We start from the raw sequence: 15,833 nt of genomic DNA on the forward strand, positions 1-15,833 counted from the left end.
TGTTTCAGAACTGATGCACTAGCCGGTTAACAGGCCCGAAATCGCCTGAGAAATCCCTGATAATGTGACGGCGGTCGCTGGCTGTGAAGTTCCTGGACGGGAACTACGGTCGGTGACCGGCCCGGTTCAGGACAGACCGGACCCAAGTTTCCTTGGTAGGGCGTCGGCATTCTGCCGGTGGGGTTATGCGCGGCCTCGTGAGACGTCCCGCACCCCAGACCTCTGCCTGTGAAGAGCTCTTGCGGTGTTCAAGGAGGACGTCCATGACGAGCATCAACGAGCAGCCGATTCCTGCTGCCCGCCCGGTCATCGGTGAAGAAGAGATCGAGGCAGCCGTACGCGTGCTGCGCAGCGGTCGCGTCGTGCAGGGCCCGGAGGTCGCGGCCTTCGAGGAAGGCTTCTCCGAGCTGGTCGACGGACGTCACTGCGTCGCCGTCAACTCCGGTACCTCCGCACTGCACATGCTGCTGCTCGCCCTCGGCATCGGCCCGGGCGACGAGGTGATCGTCCCGTCCTTCTCCTTCGCGGCATCCGCCAACGCGGTCCGACTGGTCGGCGCCGACGTCGTGTTCGCCGACATCGAGCCCGGCAGCTACGGCCTCGACCCGGCCGCCGTCGAGGCGGCGATCACGCCGCGCACGGCCGCCGTCATGCCGGTGCACCTCTACGGTCACCCGGCTGCCATGGACAAGCTCATGCCCATCGCGGAGAAGCACAAACTCGCCGTCGTCGAAGACGCGTGCCAGGCGCACGCCGCGGCTCTGAACGGCACCCCCGTCGGCGCGTTCGGCGCGGGCGGAACGTTCAGCTTCTACCCGACCAAGAACATGCACTCCCTCGAGGGCGGCATGGTCACCACGGCCGACGCCGAACTCGCCCGCACCCTGCGCCTCCTGCGCAACCAGGGCATGGAGGCGCGGTACGCCAACGAGATCGTCGGCGCCAACATGCGCATGACGGACGTCGCCGCCGCCGTCGGCCGCGTACAGCTCACCAAGGTCGGTGGCTGGACCGAGCAGCGCCGCGCCAACGCCGCCTACCTCGACGCGCACATCACCGCCCCGAACGTCACGACGCCGCCGGTCGCCGAGGGTGCCCGCCACGTCTACCACCAGTACACGATCCGGGTGCAGGGCGACCGCGACGCCGCGATGGCCAAGCTCACCGAGGCGGGCATCGGCAACGCCGTCTACTACCCGACCCCGATCCACCGGCTGAAGCCGTACTGGGAGCCGGACCAGAAGGCCGGCCGCAACTGGGACCTGCCGGAGACCGAGCGGGCCGCCGCCGAGGTCGTCTCGCTCCCCGTCCACCCGTCGCTGAGCGAGGGTGACCTGGCGCGCATCGCCGACGCCGTGAACTCGCTGGGGGAGAACCTGTGACCGCCGTACTGAGGGCAGGCCTCATCGGCCTCGGTTCCATGGGGCGCAACCACGCCCGTGTCCTCGCCGGACTGGAGGGCGTGACCCTGGTCGGCGTCGTCGACCCGATGGGCGACAAGAACGGCTGGGCGCAGGGCGCCCCCGTCCTGTCGACCGTCGAGGAGCTCATCGCGCTCGGCGTCGACTACGCGGTCGTGGCCTGCCCGACCGCCCTCCACGAAGAGGTCGGCCTCAAGCTGGCCGAGGCCGGCGTCTGCGCCCTGATCGAGAAGCCGCTGGCCGACACCGTCGAGGGCGCCCGCCGCCTCGTCGAGGCCTTCGAGTCGCGCGGCCTGGTGGCCGGCGTCGGCCACATCGAGCGCTGCAACCCGGCCCTGCGCTCCCTGCGCAGCCGCCTGGAGGCCGGCGAGCTCGGTGACGTGTTCCAGGTCGTCACCCGCCGCCAGGGGCCCTTCCCCCACCGCATCGCCGACGTCGGTGTGGTGAAGGACCTCGCGACGCACGACATCGACCTCACGGGCTGGGTCACCGGCCGGACGTACACCTCGATCGCGGCCCACACGGTCTCCAAGTCCGGCCGCAAGCACGAGGACATGGTCTCCGCCGTCGGCCAGCTCTCCGACGGCACCATGGTCAACCACCTGGTCAACTGGCTGAGCCCGCTCAAGGAGCGCTTCACCTCGGTCACCGGCGAGCGCGGCTGCTACATCGCCGACACCCTCACCGCCGACCTCACGTTCCACTCGAACGCGGCCGTGACGACCGAGTGGGAGGCGCTGCGCGCCTTCCGCGGTGTCTCCGAGGGCGACATGATCCGCTACGCGATCCCGAAGCGCGAGCCGCTGCTCGTCGAGCACGAGCTCTTCCGGGACGCCGTGCTGGGCGAGTCGGCCGATATCTGCACTTTGCGGCAGGGGCTGCGTACCGTTGAGGTGGCGGCTTCGGTGCTGGAATCGGCCCGGAGCGGTCGGACGATTGTTCTTGAGACAGGAGAGCCCGCTCATCATGGCGGTTGAGAGTTCGGTGACGGCGACGAAGCACAGCACACGCGGCAAGATCGTCATGCTGGTCGACAACGGCGTGAACGGTGACTCGCGTGTCCAGAAGGAGGCGCGTTCCGCCGCTGCGGCTGGCTGGGACGTGGTCCTGCTGGGCAAGTCCCCGACCAAGAAGGGACAGCGCTGGCAGATCGGTGACGCCCAGGTACGCCTGCTGCACGTCCCGACGCCCATGCACCGCAGGCGCCACGAGTACCGTCGCGCCATTCTGAGGTCTCCGCTCGCCTACAAGCCGGGCCCCCTGGCCGCCTACCGCAGGCAGCGGATGAAGGCATGGCGGACCGAGCTGAACATCCGGCTCATCCAGGCGGGGCGGAAGGGTTCCGCGGTCGGCAGGCTCAAGCTGCTGCCGCCCCGGGTGGCCTCCAAGGTGATGAGCAAGTGGGTCGCCCTGCGCGTCAAGCAGACGGAGACCCTCGACCAGCGCCGCAAGGACATGAACTCCCCGCTGGACCGCTTCACCACCGCGTTCTGGCTGCGCACGATGGGGGACCGCGCCTGGCGTCGTCTCGACCCCGCGCTGTGGGACATGGAGCTGGCGTACGGCAAGGTCATCGACTCCCTGGAGCCCGACCTGATCCACGCCAACGACTTCCGCATGCTCGGTGTGGGCGCCCGGGCGAAGCTGCGGGCCGAGGCCAAGGGCCGCTCCGTCAAGCTCGTCTGGGACGCCCACGAGTTCCTGCCGGGCATCAAGCCGTGGAACTCGCACCCGCGCTGGCACGTCGCGCAGTGCGCCTACGAGCGGGAGTTCTCGCAGTACGCCGACGCCGTGACGACCGTCTCCGAGACCCTCGCCGAGATGCTCGCCGAACGGCACGGTCTCAAGGAGAAGCCCGGGGTCGTGCTGAACGCCCCGGACGCCGAGATCTCGCCCGAGCAGGCCGCCGAGCCCGTGCCGGACCTGCGTGAGCTGTGCGGGATCGGGCCCGATGTCCCGCTCGCCGTCTACAGCGGTGCGGCGGCCCCGCAGCGCGGCCTCGACATCATGGTCGAGGGACTTCCGCAACTGCCCGGCACGCACGTGGCCTTCGTGGTGCTGCGGCCGACGTCGGACTACATGAACCAGCTGACGGCGCGGGCGCAGGAGCTCGGCGTGACGGAGCGGCTGCACATCCTGCCGTACGTCCCGCACTACCAGGTCGTGCCGTTCCTGGCCTCGGCGAACGTGGGGGTCATCCCGATCCACCACTGGCCGAACCACGAGATCGCCCTGATCACCAAGTTCTTCGAGTACTCGCACGCGCGGCTCCCGTTCGTCGTCAGCGACGTCAAGACGATGGGCGAGATGGTGGCGCGCACCGGTCAGGGCGAGGTGTTCACCGCCGAGGACGTGTCCGACTACGTCCGCGCGGTCAAGGCCGTACTGGCCGACCCCGAGAAGTACCGCGGCGTCTACGACTCCGAGGGGCTGCTCGAGGAGTGGACCTGGGAGGCGCAGGCAGAGGTGCTCGACGATGTGTACGACCGCGTGCTCGGCGGCGGTACCCGCGGCAAGGCTCCGGCGAGTGTTGCCCAGGTGGTGGCATGACCGGAAGACCTGATGTCACGGTCGTCGTGGCCGTCTACAACACCATGCCCTACCTGACGGAATGCCTGAACTCCCTCGTCGGGCAGAGCATCGGTCTCGACCGCCTGGAGGTCGTGGCGGTCGACGACGGTTCCACCGACGGGAGCAGTGCCGAGCTCGACCGGTTCGCCGAGCGTTACCCCGGCACGGTCAAGGTCATCCACCAGGCCAACTCCGGTGGCCCCGCCGCGCCCAGCAACCGGGCGCTGGATGTGGCCACCGGCCGGTTCGTGTACTTCATAGGTTCGGACGACTACCTCGGCGAGGAAGCCCTCGCCCGCATGGTGGACTACGCGGACGAGCACGGATCCGACGTGGTCGTCGGGAAGATGGTCGGCACCAACGGCCGCTACGTGCACCAGAAGCTGTACAAGAAGAACGACCCCGACGTCAGCCTCTACCGCTCCAGCCTGCCCTTCACGCTGGCGAACACCAAGCTCTTCCGCCGCGAGTTGGTCGAGAAGCACGGGCTGCGTTTCCCCGAGGACCTGCCGGTCGGCAGCGATCAGCCGTTCACCATCGAGGCGTGCGTCCGGGCCCGGAAGATCTCCGTCCTCTCGGACTACACCTTCTACTACGCGGTGAAGCGGGGCGACTCCAGCAACATCACCTACCGGGCCAATCACCTGTCCCGGCTGCGCTGCACCACCGCGATCATGAAGCACACCGCCTCGCTCGTGGACGCGGGTCCCGACCGGGACGCGCTCTTCGAGCGGCACTTCACCTGGGAGATCGCCAAGCTCGTCCAGGGCGACTTCCCCGCGCTCGACGAGGACACCCGGCGCCAGGTCTGCGCGGGCATCGCGACCCTCGCCGACGAGTACCTCACCGACGGACTCAGGGACACCCTGGACGTCAAGCGGCGGGTGCGGATCTGCCTCGCGCAGGCGGGTGCCGTGGACGCGCTGGTCCGCGCCATCACCGAGGAGGCGGAGCACGGCGCCCCGCCCTTCCACCTGGAGGACGGCCGGGCCTTCGCGATGTACCCCGGCTTCCGTGACGAGGACCTCGGGCTTCCCGACCGCGTCTACGAACTGGTCGGCGAGGCCGTGCCCGGGCGTCTGGCACAGGGGACCCGGCTGGTCGAGGCCGGCTGGGACCAGACCGGTGACGACCTGCGGCTGATCCTCACCGCACGGGTCGGGGTCCTCGGTGACACCGGCTCGCTGACGGTGCGCCTCGTCCAGGGCGCGATGCCGAAGAGCGCCGACAAGCCCGGTGCGCGCCGGCTCACCGACGGGCAGGAGCCGCCGGCGTCCACGGGCGGGTTCACCCGCACCCCGGCCGAGGACGGCCGGGCGACCCTGGTGCGCGCGGACATCCCGGTCCCGGCCGAGAAGGCGAAGCGAGGCGTCCGCGTCTATGTGGACGTGGCAGGCTCGACGTACGAGATCCCGGTGAAGACCGGCGGACGGCCGCTGCCCCTGGCCCGCCGCTGGCGGCAGGCCGTCCCGTACAGGGTCGCGGCGAACCAGAACCCCAAGGGACGGCTCGTGATCACGACCGCGCCCCTGTGGGAGATCAAACCCGGTGCGGGCAAGCGGCTGCGCCACATGCTGTCCAGGCTGAAGAGGAAAGTAACCCGATGAACATCTGTGTAGTCGCGCTCGGCAAGATCGGCCTTCCGCTCGCCGTGCAGTTCGCCGCCAAGGGCCACAAGGTCATTGGCGCCGACGTCAACGAGAAGGTCGTCGAGCTGGTCAACGCGGCCACCGAGCCGTTCCCCGGCGAGCACGACCTGGACGTCAAGCTCAAGGAGACCGTGGGCGCCGGCCTGCTCTCCGCGACGACGGACACCACGGCCGCGGTCGCCGCGTCCGACGCCGTCGTGGTCGTCGTCCCGCTCTTCGTGGACGCCGAGGGCACGCCGGACTTCGGCTGGATGGACGCCGCGACGAAGGCCATCGCCGCGGGCCTGAAGCCGGGCACCCTCGTCAGTTACGAGACCACCCTGCCGGTGGGCACCACGCGCACCCGCTGGGCGCCGATGCTTGCCGAGGGTTCCGGCCTCACCCCGGGCCGCGACTTCCACCTCGTCTTCTCGCCGGAGCGCGTGCTCACCGGGCGCGTCTTCGCCGACCTGCGCCGCTACCCCAAGCTCGTCGGCGGCATCGACGAGGCGTCCTCGCAGCGCGGCGTGGAGTTCTACGAGGCCGTGCTCGACTTCGACGAGCGCGAGGACCTGGCGCGTCCGAACGGTGTCTGGGACCTCGGTACGGCGGAGGCCTCCGAGCTCGCCAAGCTCGCCGAGACCACCTACCGCGACGTCAACATCGGTCTGGCCAACCAGTTCGCCCGGTTCGCCGACAAGAACGACATCGACGTCAAGAAGGTCATCGAGGCCTGCAACAGCCAGCCCTACAGCCACATCCACCAGCCCGGCATCGCCGTCGGCGGCCACTGCATCCCGATCTACCCGCGGATGTACCTCTGGAACGACCCCGAGGCCACCGTCGTGCGCTCGGCCCGCGAGGCCAACGCCGCGATGCCCGAGTACTCCGTCGACCTGCTGGCCGCCGCCTACGGCGACCTGGACGGCGTCGGGGTCCTGGTGCTGGGCGCCGCCTACCGCGGTGGCGTCAAGGAGACCGCCTTCTCCGGCGTTTTCGGTGTGGTCGAGGCGCTGAAGGCGCGCGGCGCGGTGCCGTTCGTCTCGGACCCGATGTACACGGCCGACGAGCTGACCGCGCACGGCCTCGTGCCGCACGAGGGCCAGGCCGTGACCGCCGCGATCCTCCAGGCCGACCACGCCGAGTACCGTGAGCTCGCCGCCGCCGACCTGCCGGACGTCCGCGTCCTGGTCGACGGCCGCCGCACGACCGACCCGGCCAACTGGGCGGGCGTGCGACGCGTCGTCATCGGCGGCTGACAGGTTCCGGCGCCTTCTCCGATTGGAATGAGAATGACTGCAGTGAAGCGCCCAGGGCGCGTGGTCATGCTGGTGGACAACACGGTCGACGGTGACTCCCGGGTACAGAAGAGTGCCCGGGCGATGGCCGAGGCCGGCTGGGAGGTCCATCTGCTGGGGAAGGCGCCGAAGACCGGCAGGGACGAGTACGCGATAGGCCCTGCCCGGGTGCTGCGCGTTCCGCTGAAGCACCTCGTCGCCAAGAAGACGCTGCGGCTGCGGCTCCACCGGCTGCGCTACCCGCTGGCCTACACGGCGAAGAACCGTATCGAGTTCAAGCAGAACCAGATCGCGGTCGACACCGCCGAGCTGCTGGTCGGCAGCGCCGGTGACGCGGTGCGCACCGGCATCTCCCGCAAGCGCTCCACCGGGCGCAGGGTCCCGCACGTGGTGCAGCGGGCCGCGGCCAAGGCCCGGCGCTCGTTCATAGCCGCACGCGCCAGGCAGACCCCCGCGGCGCTGGACGCCCGGGTGAAGCACGACGGCACGCTCGAGAACATCGAGGCCGTGTTCTGGACCGCGGTCATGGGCGACCGGGCGTGGCGGCGGCTCGACCCGCTGCCGTTCCGCTACGAGATCAGCTTCAGCGCCGAGCTCGACCGGCTGAAGCCCGATCTGATCCACGCCCACGACTTCCGGATGCTCGGTGTCGCCGCACGCTACGTCGCCCGGGCCCGCCGGGCGGGGCGGACCATTCGGTTCGTCTACGACGCCCATGAGTTCGTGCCGGGTCTCAACGCCCCCGGGAAGAAGTGGCTGGCGGCCCAGATCGCCTATGAGCGCGAGCACATCGGATACGCGGACGCGGTGGTCACGGTGTCCCCGGCCCTGGCCGAGATGCTCGAGGAATCGCACGGCCTGACCGAGCGCCCGGAAGTCACGCTCAACGCCCCGCCCAAGCTCATCCCCGGTCAACGCGGCGCCTGGGCCACCGACAGCGGGGCCAAGCACGTCCGCGAGGCCTGCGGCCTGGACGACGCGACGCCGCTCGCCGTGTACTGCGGCGCGGCGGGACCGCAGCGGGGGCTGCACACCGTCGTCGAGGCGCTGCGGCACACCGGCGACCTGCACGTCGCCTTCGTGATCAACAACCTCGACGGCGCGTACGTGAAGTCGCTGCGCACGCTCGCCGAGGACATCGGCGTGGCGGACCGCATCCACCTGATGCCCTACGTGCCCTACGACGTCCTGGTGGGCTTCCTCTCCACCGCGGACGTCGGGATCCACCCCCTGCGCAAGGGCCCGGTCAACCACGAGGTCGCGCTGAGCACGAAGTTCTTCGAGTTCATGCAGGCCAGGCTGCCGGTGGCGGTCAGTGACGTGAAGGCCATGTCGGACGAGGTCACCCGCGTCGGCAACGGCGAGGTGTTCCGCTCGGAGGACGGCGAGGACCTGGCCCGAGCGGTGGGGCTCATCCTCGCGGACCGTGAGCGCTACACGGCGCCGTACGAGCAGCCGGGCATGCTGGACGAGTGGAGCTGGGAAGTGCAGACCGAGAAGTACGTCGCCCTGTACGAGCGGCTGCTGGACTGACCGGTCCGTCTCCGGGAGGCGGTACGGCGAAGGGCCCACCCCGGCCGGGGTGGGCCCTTCGCCGTGTCCGTGTCCGCTCGCTCAGGCCCGGTCGGCCAGTGCCCGCTCCATCAGCTCCACCACGCGTGCGGCGGCCGTGCCGTCGCCGTACGGAGTGCCGCGCGAGGCCGTCGGCGCGGGGCGGGCGGCCAGGGCGGCCCAGCTGTCGGGGGCCAGCTCATGAGGGTCGGGGACCAGGTGGTTCCAGCCGTCCTCCAGGGTCTCCACCCACTCCGTCTCCGGCCGCACGGTGGTACAGACGCGGTCCAGCAGGAAGGCCTCCTTCTGGAGCCCCCCGGAGTCGGTCACCACACCGCAGGAGGCCAGGACGGCGGCCACGAGCCCCGCGTACGGCAGGGGACGGCCCACGTGCACCGAGCCCTGTGCGAGGTCGATGCCGTGCTGCTCCGCGCGCGCGACCAGACGGGGGTGCGCGAGCAGGGCCACCGGCACCGGGAGGGCGGCCAGCGCCCCCACCAGGGCGGACAGCCGCGCCGGGTCGTCCGTGTTGTCGGGGCGGTGGAGCGTGGCCAGCAGGAAGGGCTTCGACGGGTCGATCCCCTCGGGCAGCGCCGGCTGCGGATGCTCGCCCGCCAGCACGGCGTCCCGGATGCGCAGGCAGATGTCCACCATGACGTCACCCGCCAGCTCCGCCCGGGGGGCGAGGCCCTCGTCCGCCAGGTGACGCATGGCCTCCGCGGTGGGGGCCAGCAGGAGGTCGGCGCAGTGGTCGGTGAGGACCCGGTTGTGCTCCTCCGGCATCCTGCGGTTGAACGAGCGCAGGCCCGCCTCCAGATGAGCCACCGGAAGATGCTGCTTGACTGCCGAAAGCGCGCCCGCCAGCGTCGAGTTGGTGTCGCCGTACACGAGGACCCAGTCGGGCTTCTCGGCGTCCAGGACCGGGTCGAGTGCGCTCAGGACGGCCCCCGTCTGCACTCCGTGGCTCCCTGAACCGACGCCCAGATGCACATCCGGGTCGGGTATGCCGAGGCCGGAGAAGAAGACGTCCGAGAGGTCCGCGTCGTAGTGCTGTCCGGTATGGACGATCACATGACGGTGGTCCGTACCGGCGAACGCCGCGGCCACGGCCGCGAGCTTCACCAGCTGGGGGCGGGCGCCGACGATGCTGACGACTTTCATTGGACGCTCTTCTTCTCGAGGGCGGGCGTGCCCGGGCCGGGCACGTGCGGTTCACGGGGAGTGGAGCCGTCCGGGTCCGGGGACCCGGCGGGTGCGGTGCGGCGGGCGCCGCCCGGCCCCGCGCGGCGGAGCAGGCGTTCCAGCGGATGCTCCACCCAGTGGTAGGCCACGGCGGCGACGGCCAGGCTGATGACCAGGGTCAGCAGCCAGATCCTCGCCGTTTCGAGCTGGGTGACGGGCCGGCCCAGCACGCCGAGCAGAGCCCTGATGACGATCTCGTGGAACAGGTACCACGCGAAGGACCAGTGGCCCAGCCGGACCGACCAGGTACCGGAGAGGCCGGTCCTGCAGCCCTCCAGGTCGGCTCTGGCGGCCGCCGCGACGAGCAGGGCGAAGAGGGGCGCCGACAGCAGGTGCGAGGCGCTGTACGGGCTGTACCAGAGGCTGTCGGGGACCGCCCGCGACCACGGCACGAGCGCGATGTGCCCGGCCACCACCAGGGCGATGGCCACGGGGAGACCGACCGGGGGCCGCCATCCCTGCTTGACCGCAAGGCCCGCCACCACGCCCAGGACGAACTGGAGGGTGCGGGTCGGAGGGAAGTAGTCGAGGGCCCAGACCCGCAGCGACGGCTCGGTGAACAGCGAGCCCGACACCCACACGGCAGCGGAGGCGAGGCAGAGCACGACCGCGCACCACGTCCTGCCGCGGGCCGACCGCAGCAGGGGCAGCATCAGCAGCAGCGGGAAGAGCAGGTAGAACCAGGCCTCGTCGCTGAGCGACCACGCGGCGGGATTCCCGCCCACGAGGTACTCGCGCCCCGGCGCCCAGGAGTTGACGAGCCCCAGGGTGGCGGCCACGCCCCGCAGGGAGAAGTCCGTCCCCAGGACGCGCCACACCGTCACGGAGACGACGGTCGAGACCGCCAGCAGGGGCCAGATCCGCGCGAAGCGGCGCCAGAGGAAGACCGCGGCGGGCACGGTCTTCCCGTCGTACGTCCAGGCCAGCACGAAGCCGGAGAGGACGAAGAAGAAGGTCACCCCGGTGCGCCCGTACCAGGTGACGTCGCTGATCAGGGGAAGCTTCCCCGTCAGCCGGGACAGGTGGTACAGGACGACGACGAGAGCGGCCCAGAAGCGCAGGCCGGTCAGTGAGGCGAGCCGGTCACGGGTGTCCGGACCGGTTATCCGGCTGGCCGGCATGGAGGTCACCATCTTCGAGTGCGGTAGGGACGGCACAGGAGGCCTCCGGGCCCCGCGGTCCACCGCGGGGAGGCCGGACGCCGGGAAGCGGGGTCAGAGCGCGCGGGCGGCCCGCTCGCTCAGTACGCCGTCGGTCTCGTCGTGCAGCGCGCCCGTCTGCGGGCACTCCCAGACGCCCGGCTCGTCCGCGCGCTCCACGAGCTTGACGCCGCTGCGGCCCACCCAGCCGATCCGGCGGGCCGGCACGCCCACGACCAGGCCGAAGTCCGGGACGTCCTTGGTGACCACCGCGCCCGCCGCGACCATGGCCCAGCGGCCGATCCGAACCGGGGCGACGCAGACGGACCGTGCGCCGAGCGAGGCGCCCTCGGCGACCTTCACGCCCACGGCTTCCCAGTCGCCGCCGCGCTTCTGCTTGCCCTCGGGGTCGACGGAGCGCGGGTTGTGGTCGTTGGTGAGGACCACGGCGGGGCCGACGAAGACGCCGTCGCCGAGCTCCGCCGGCTCGTAGACGAGGGCGTAGTTCTGCAGCTTGACGTTGTCGCCGATCCGCACGCCCGTGCCGACGTACGCGCCGCGGCCGACGACACAGCCCTCGCCGAGCCTGGCGCCCTCGCGGATCTGCGCGAGTTCCCAGACGCTGCTGCCGTCCCCGATCTCGGCGCTCTCGTCGACCTGGGCGGTGGGCTGGACTCTGTAGTTCACGGGCTGCGCCTTCCGGGGATGCGGATGTGCGGGGAATCTTACGGTCCCCGCCGGGGCCCTCGGCCTGCCGGAGTCCGGCAGGGGCGGCGCGGTACCCGGTTTGACCCCCCGCACCCCTCCCCGTACCCTTGACCCTCGGCGTGTTTCTGTGCGCCTACCCCCTGAGCACATCCCTCCCGGTGATCCGTCCCCGGGGGAGGCCGCTCATCCTTCCGGACTGTCGTGGGCCCCGGCCTGCGCGGGCGGCTGGCATCAGGGGATCCGTTCCGAGTGAGAGAGAGATCCGCGTGTACGCCATCGTGCGCAGCGGTGGTCGCCAGCACAAGGTTGCTGTCGGCGACATCGTTGAGGTTGACAAGATTTCCACCGCCAAGGTTGGCGACACGGTCGAGCTCTCGACCCTGCTCGTTGTCGACGGCGACGCCGTGACCAGCGACCCGTGGGTGCTGGACGGCATCAAGGTCCAGGCCGAGGTCGTGGACCACCACAAGGGCGCGAAGATCGACATCCTTCGCTACAAGAACAAGACGGGCTACCGCCGCCGCCAGGGTCACCGCCAGCAGTACACGGCGATCAAGGTCACCGGCATCCCCGCGGCTGCGAAGTAAGGGACTGAGGAGACATGGCACACAAGAAGGGCGCATCGTCCACTCGGAACGGGCGCGATTCCAATGCTCAGCGGCTCGGCGTGAAGCGCTTCGGCGGTCAGGCCGTCAACGCCGGTGAGATCCTGGTCCGCCAGCGTGGCACCCACTTCCACCCGGGCACGGGCGTCGGCCGTGGCGGCGACGACACGCTGTTCGCGCTGACCGCCGGTGCGGTGGAGTTCGGTACGCACCGTGGCCGCAAGGTCGTGAACATCGTTCCCGTCGCTGCCTGATCCAGGCACCGGCGAGACGTCACAGCACCTTCCGAGGGCGGATCTCAGCTTTCCCGGCAACCGGGGAAGCGGGTCCGCCCTCGGCGCGTTACGTCTAGAGACATTCCCGTATTTTTCCGCTGTACCTGGAGGCACCCACCCATGACCACCTTCGTGGACCGCGTCGAGCTGCATGCCGCCGCGGGTAACGGAGGCCACGGCGTGGCCTCCGTGCACCGTGAGAAGTTCAAGCCGCTCGGCGGCCCCGACGGCGGCAACGGCGGACGCGGCGGCGATGTGATCCTCGTCGTCGAGCAGTCCGTGACCACGCTGCTGGACTACCACCACCACCCCCACCGCAAGGCCACGAACGGCCAGCCCGGCGCCGGTGACAACCGCTCCGGCAAGGACGGCCAGGACCTCGTCCTGCCGGTCCCGGACGGCACCGTCGTCCTCGACAAGGCGGGCAACGTCCTCGCCGACCTCGTGGGCCAGGGCACCACCTTCATCGCGGGCCAGGGCGGCCGCGGCGGCCTCGGCAACGCCGCGCTGGCCTCCGCCCGCCGCAAGGCGCCCGGCTTCGCGCTGCTCGGCGAGCCGGGGGAGAGCCGGGACATCGTCCTGGAGCTCAAGACCGTCGCCGACGTCGCGCTCGTCGGCTACCCGAGCGCCGGGAAGTCCTCGCTGATCTCGGTGCTCTCGGCGGCCAAGCCGAAGATCGCGGACTACCCGTTCACGACCCTCGTGCCCAACCTCGGCGTCGTCACCGCGGGCTCGACCGTCTACACCATCGCGGACGTCCCCGGCCTCATCCCGGGCGCCAGCCAGGGCAAGGGCCTCGGCCTGGAGTTCCTGCGCCACGTCGAGCGTTGCTCGGTCCTCGTGCACGTCCTGGACACCGCGACGCTGGAGTCCGACCGCGACCCCGTCTCCGACCTGGACATGATCGAGGAGGAGCTGCGGCTGTACGGCGGCCTCGAGAACCGTCCGCGCATCGTCGCCCTCAACAAGGTCGACATCCCGGACGGCCAGGACCTCGCCGACATGATCCGCCCGGACCTGGAGGCGCGCGGCTACCGCGTCTTCGAGGTGTCGGCCATCGCGCACAAGGGCCTCAACGACCTCTCGTACGCCCTGGCCGGGATCATCGCCGAGGCGCGCGCGACCAAGCCCAAGGAGGAGTCGACCCGCGTCGTCATCCGCCCGAAGGCCGTCGACGACGCCGGGTTCACCGTGACCCTGGAGGAGGACGGCATCTACCGCGTGCGCGGCGAGAAGCCCGAGCGCTGGATCCGCCAGACCGACTTCAACAACGACGAGGCCGTCGGCTACCTCGCCGACCGCCTCAACCGCCTCGGTGTCGAGGACGAGCTCCGCAAGGCGGGTGCCCAGGCCGGTGACGGCGTGGCCATCGGGCCCGAGGAGAACGCCGTCGTCTTCGACTGGGAGCCGACCATGGCCGCCGGCGCCGAGATGCTGGGCCGCCGCGGTGAGGACCACCGCCTGGAGGCCCCGCGCCCCGCGGCGCAGCGCCGCCGCGACCGCGAGTCCGAGCGGGACGACGCGCAGCGCGAGTACGACGAGTTCGACCCCTTCTAGCCGGTCCTGCCGGGCGCCCCCGCCGCGCGGGGGCGCCCGGATTCACAGCGAATTGCCAGGTGGCGGGCGTCGGGGCCGCCGGCGATGTGGGGATTGCGTAAGACTCTGTGGAGTCCGTCACTCCGGGTACGGGGGTCCGAGGACGCAATCTGCCTGGCCAGGCGGTGAACTGCGGGTTTCCCCAGGGCAAGCGCCGGTAAACGTCCGCCTTGCGAGACGGTCACGGAGAGTGCGACCATCACACTGTTCCCCCCTGTCATCGCAAGGTAGGTCGTCTGTGTCTGTGCCGCATGAAGCCAAGCCCCGGACCACAGCGGTCGTGCTCGCCGGTGGAACCGGTCAGCGAGTGGGACTGGCGATCCCCAAGCAGCTGCTGAAGATCGCCGGTAAGGCAGTCATCGAGCACACGCTGAGCATCTTCGAGAACGCCGAGGACATCGACGATGTCATCGTGCTCATGGCGCCGGGCTTCGTGCCCGACGTCGAGAAGATCGTCGCCAAGGCCGGGCTGACCAAGGTCACCAAGATCATCGAGGGTGGCAGCACCCGGAACGAGACCACCGAGCGCGCCATCTCCGCTCTCGGCGAGGGACTCGCGGAGGGCGAGGACCGCAACGTCCTCTTCCATGACGCGGTCCGCCCCCTGCTGTCACAGCGTGTCATCAAGGACTGCGTCGAGGCCCTCGGCCGCTACCAGGCGGTCGACGTCGCCATCCCGTCCGCCGACACGATCATCGTGACCCGTACCCACGGCGAGGACGGCGAGTTCATCACCGACGTCCCGGACCGGTCCCGGCTGCGCCGCGGCCAGACCCCGCAGGCGTTCAAGCTGTCCACGATCCGCAAGGCGTACGAGGTCGCGGCCGGCGACCCCAACTTCCAGGCCACCGACGACTGTTCGGTCGTCCTGCGGTACCTCCCCGACGTGCCGATCTACGTGGTCGCGGGCGACGAGTACAACATGAAGGTGACGCAGCCGGTCGACGTCTTCATCACCGACAAGCTCTTCCAGCTGGCCTCCACCGCCGCCCCGCGCCAGGCCGACGAGGCCGCCTACCGCGAACTGCTCTCGGGCAAGACCCTGGTCGTCTTCGGCGGTTCGTACGGCATCGGAGCGGACATCGCCGCGCTGGCGGAGCAGTACGGCGCCAGCGTGTACGCGCTGGGCCGCTCCACCACCGGTACGCACGTGGAGAACCCGGAGCACATCGACGACGCGCTCTCCAAGGCGTACGCCGAGACCGGGCGCATCGACTACGTGATCAACACCGCGGGCGTCCTGCGCATCGGCAAGCTGGCCGAGACGGACAACACGACGATCCAGGAAGCGCTGAACGTCAACTACCTGGCGCCCGTGCAGATCGCCCGCGCCTCGTACAAGTACCTCGCGGAGACCCAGGGCCAGCTGCTGCTCTACACCTCCAGCAGCTACACCCGGGGCCGTGCCGAGTACAGCCTCTACTCCTCCACCAAGGCCGCCATGGTGAACCTCACCCAGGCGCTGGCCGACGAGTGGGCGGGCGAGGGCGTCAGGGTGAACTGCGTGAACCCGGAGCGCACCGCGACCCCCATGCGCACCAAGGCGTTCGGCCAGGAGCCGGAGGGCTCGCTGCTCTCCTCCGAGGCCGTGGCGCGCACCTCGCTGGACGTTCTGCTGTCGGCGATGACGGGCCACGTCATCGACGTACGGCAGCAGGACCCGACCCGTGACGTCACCGAGGCCTCGGGATTCGAACAGGCGCTGGCATCGGTGCTGGACCGTCAGGAAGATGTGTAATAATTCTTGACAAATGTACTTTTACGGGCCTCTGCGATCACTTTTCGGTGATTGCAGAGGC

At 70.3% G+C, this 15,833-nt stretch carries 13 protein-coding genes; 10 read left to right on the top strand and 3 right to left on the bottom strand.

The features are described from left to right. Positions 1–263: 263 nt before the first annotated feature. The 6 genes from AMK10_RS09555 to AMK10_RS09580 are packed head-to-tail and all read left to right on the top strand — an operon-like array spanning position 264 to position 8,451. Positions 264–1,382 (top strand): DegT/DnrJ/EryC1/StrS family aminotransferase, encoded by a 1,119-nt coding sequence (locus AMK10_RS09555; protein ID WP_073746940.1) that lies wholly within the window; start codon positions 264–266, stop codon positions 1,380–1,382. Beyond that, positions 1,379–2,398, top strand: a complete 1,020-nt coding sequence (locus tag AMK10_RS09560; RefSeq protein ID WP_073746942.1) for a Gfo/Idh/MocA family protein — start codon at positions 1,379–1,381, stop codon at positions 2,396–2,398. Before AMK10_RS09555 ends, AMK10_RS09560 begins: the two co-directional genes overlap by 4 nt. Next, complete coding sequence (locus AMK10_RS09565) at positions 2,388–3,971, top strand: glycosyltransferase family 4 protein (RefSeq protein ID WP_073746944.1); 1,584 nt, start codon at positions 2,388–2,390, stop codon at positions 3,969–3,971. The genes AMK10_RS09560 and AMK10_RS09565 overlap by 11 nt, the downstream gene beginning before the upstream one ends. Further along, complete coding sequence (locus AMK10_RS09570; protein ID WP_073746946.1) at positions 3,968–5,599, top strand: glycosyltransferase family 2 protein; 1,632 nt, start codon at positions 3,968–3,970, stop codon at positions 5,597–5,599. The genes AMK10_RS09565 and AMK10_RS09570 overlap by 4 nt, the downstream gene beginning before the upstream one ends. Beyond that, positions 5,596–6,879, top strand: coding sequence for a nucleotide sugar dehydrogenase (locus AMK10_RS09575; RefSeq protein WP_073746948.1), 1,284 nt, complete (start codon positions 5,596–5,598; stop codon positions 6,877–6,879). The genes AMK10_RS09570 and AMK10_RS09575 overlap by 4 nt, the downstream gene beginning before the upstream one ends. A 33-nt stretch (positions 6,880–6,912) precedes the next feature. Next, positions 6,913–8,451 (top strand): glycosyltransferase family 4 protein, encoded by a 1,539-nt coding sequence (locus AMK10_RS09580; RefSeq protein ID WP_158070868.1) that lies wholly within the window; start codon positions 6,913–6,915, stop codon positions 8,449–8,451. An 81-nt stretch (positions 8,452–8,532) separates the two neighbouring features. Here AMK10_RS09580 and wecB read toward each other — a convergent pair whose 3' ends face one another. The 3 genes from wecB to AMK10_RS09595 all read right to left on the bottom strand — a co-directional run bounded on the left by wecB (position 8,533) and on the right by AMK10_RS09595 (position 11,537). Further along, positions 8,533–9,630 carry a non-hydrolyzing UDP-N-acetylglucosamine 2-epimerase gene (gene wecB / locus AMK10_RS09585; RefSeq protein WP_073746950.1) on the bottom strand — a complete coding sequence of 366 codons (1,098 nt, stop codon included), beginning with the start codon at positions 9,628–9,630 and terminating at the stop codon, positions 8,533–8,535. Continuing rightward, entirely contained in the window at positions 9,627–10,832 is a 1,206-nt protein-coding gene (locus AMK10_RS09590) for an acyltransferase family protein (RefSeq protein ID WP_073748006.1), read from the bottom strand. The genes wecB and AMK10_RS09590 overlap by 4 nt, the downstream gene beginning before the upstream one ends. 93 nt (positions 10,833–10,925) lie before the next feature. Next, positions 10,926–11,537 carry an acyltransferase gene (locus AMK10_RS09595; protein WP_073746952.1) on the bottom strand — a complete coding sequence of 204 codons (612 nt, stop codon included), beginning with the start codon at positions 11,535–11,537 and terminating at the stop codon, positions 10,926–10,928. Positions 11,538–11,824: 287 nt separating this feature from the next. On the opposite strand from AMK10_RS09595, the gene rplU reads away from it, so the two are divergent. From rplU to AMK10_RS09615, 4 genes are all read left to right on the top strand, one after another. Further along, positions 11,825–12,145 carry a 50S ribosomal protein L21 gene (gene rplU, locus AMK10_RS09600; RefSeq protein ID WP_014045903.1) on the top strand — a complete coding sequence of 107 codons (321 nt, stop codon included), beginning with the start codon at positions 11,825–11,827 and terminating at the stop codon, positions 12,143–12,145. 14 nt (positions 12,146–12,159) lie between these two features. Next, positions 12,160–12,417 carry a 50S ribosomal protein L27 gene (gene rpmA / locus AMK10_RS09605; RefSeq protein WP_014045902.1) on the top strand — a complete coding sequence of 86 codons (258 nt, stop codon included), beginning with the start codon at positions 12,160–12,162 and terminating at the stop codon, positions 12,415–12,417. A 141-nt stretch (positions 12,418–12,558) separates the two neighbouring features. Next, positions 12,559–13,995 carry a GTPase ObgE gene (obgE, locus tag AMK10_RS09610; protein WP_073746954.1) on the top strand — a complete coding sequence of 479 codons (1,437 nt, stop codon included), beginning with the start codon at positions 12,559–12,561 and terminating at the stop codon, positions 13,993–13,995. Between the two features lie 277 nt (positions 13,996–14,272). Continuing rightward, a complete protein-coding gene (locus AMK10_RS09615) occupies positions 14,273–15,772 on the top strand; it encodes a bifunctional cytidylyltransferase/SDR family oxidoreductase (RefSeq protein ID WP_073746956.1) in 1,500 nt (499 codons plus the stop codon). Positions 15,773–15,833 lie beyond the last annotated feature (61 nt).

It is taken from the genome of Streptomyces sp. CB02058, assembly GCF_001905505.1.
In the GTDB taxonomy this organism is placed as follows: Bacteria; Actinomycetota; Actinomycetes; order Streptomycetales; family Streptomycetaceae; genus Streptomyces.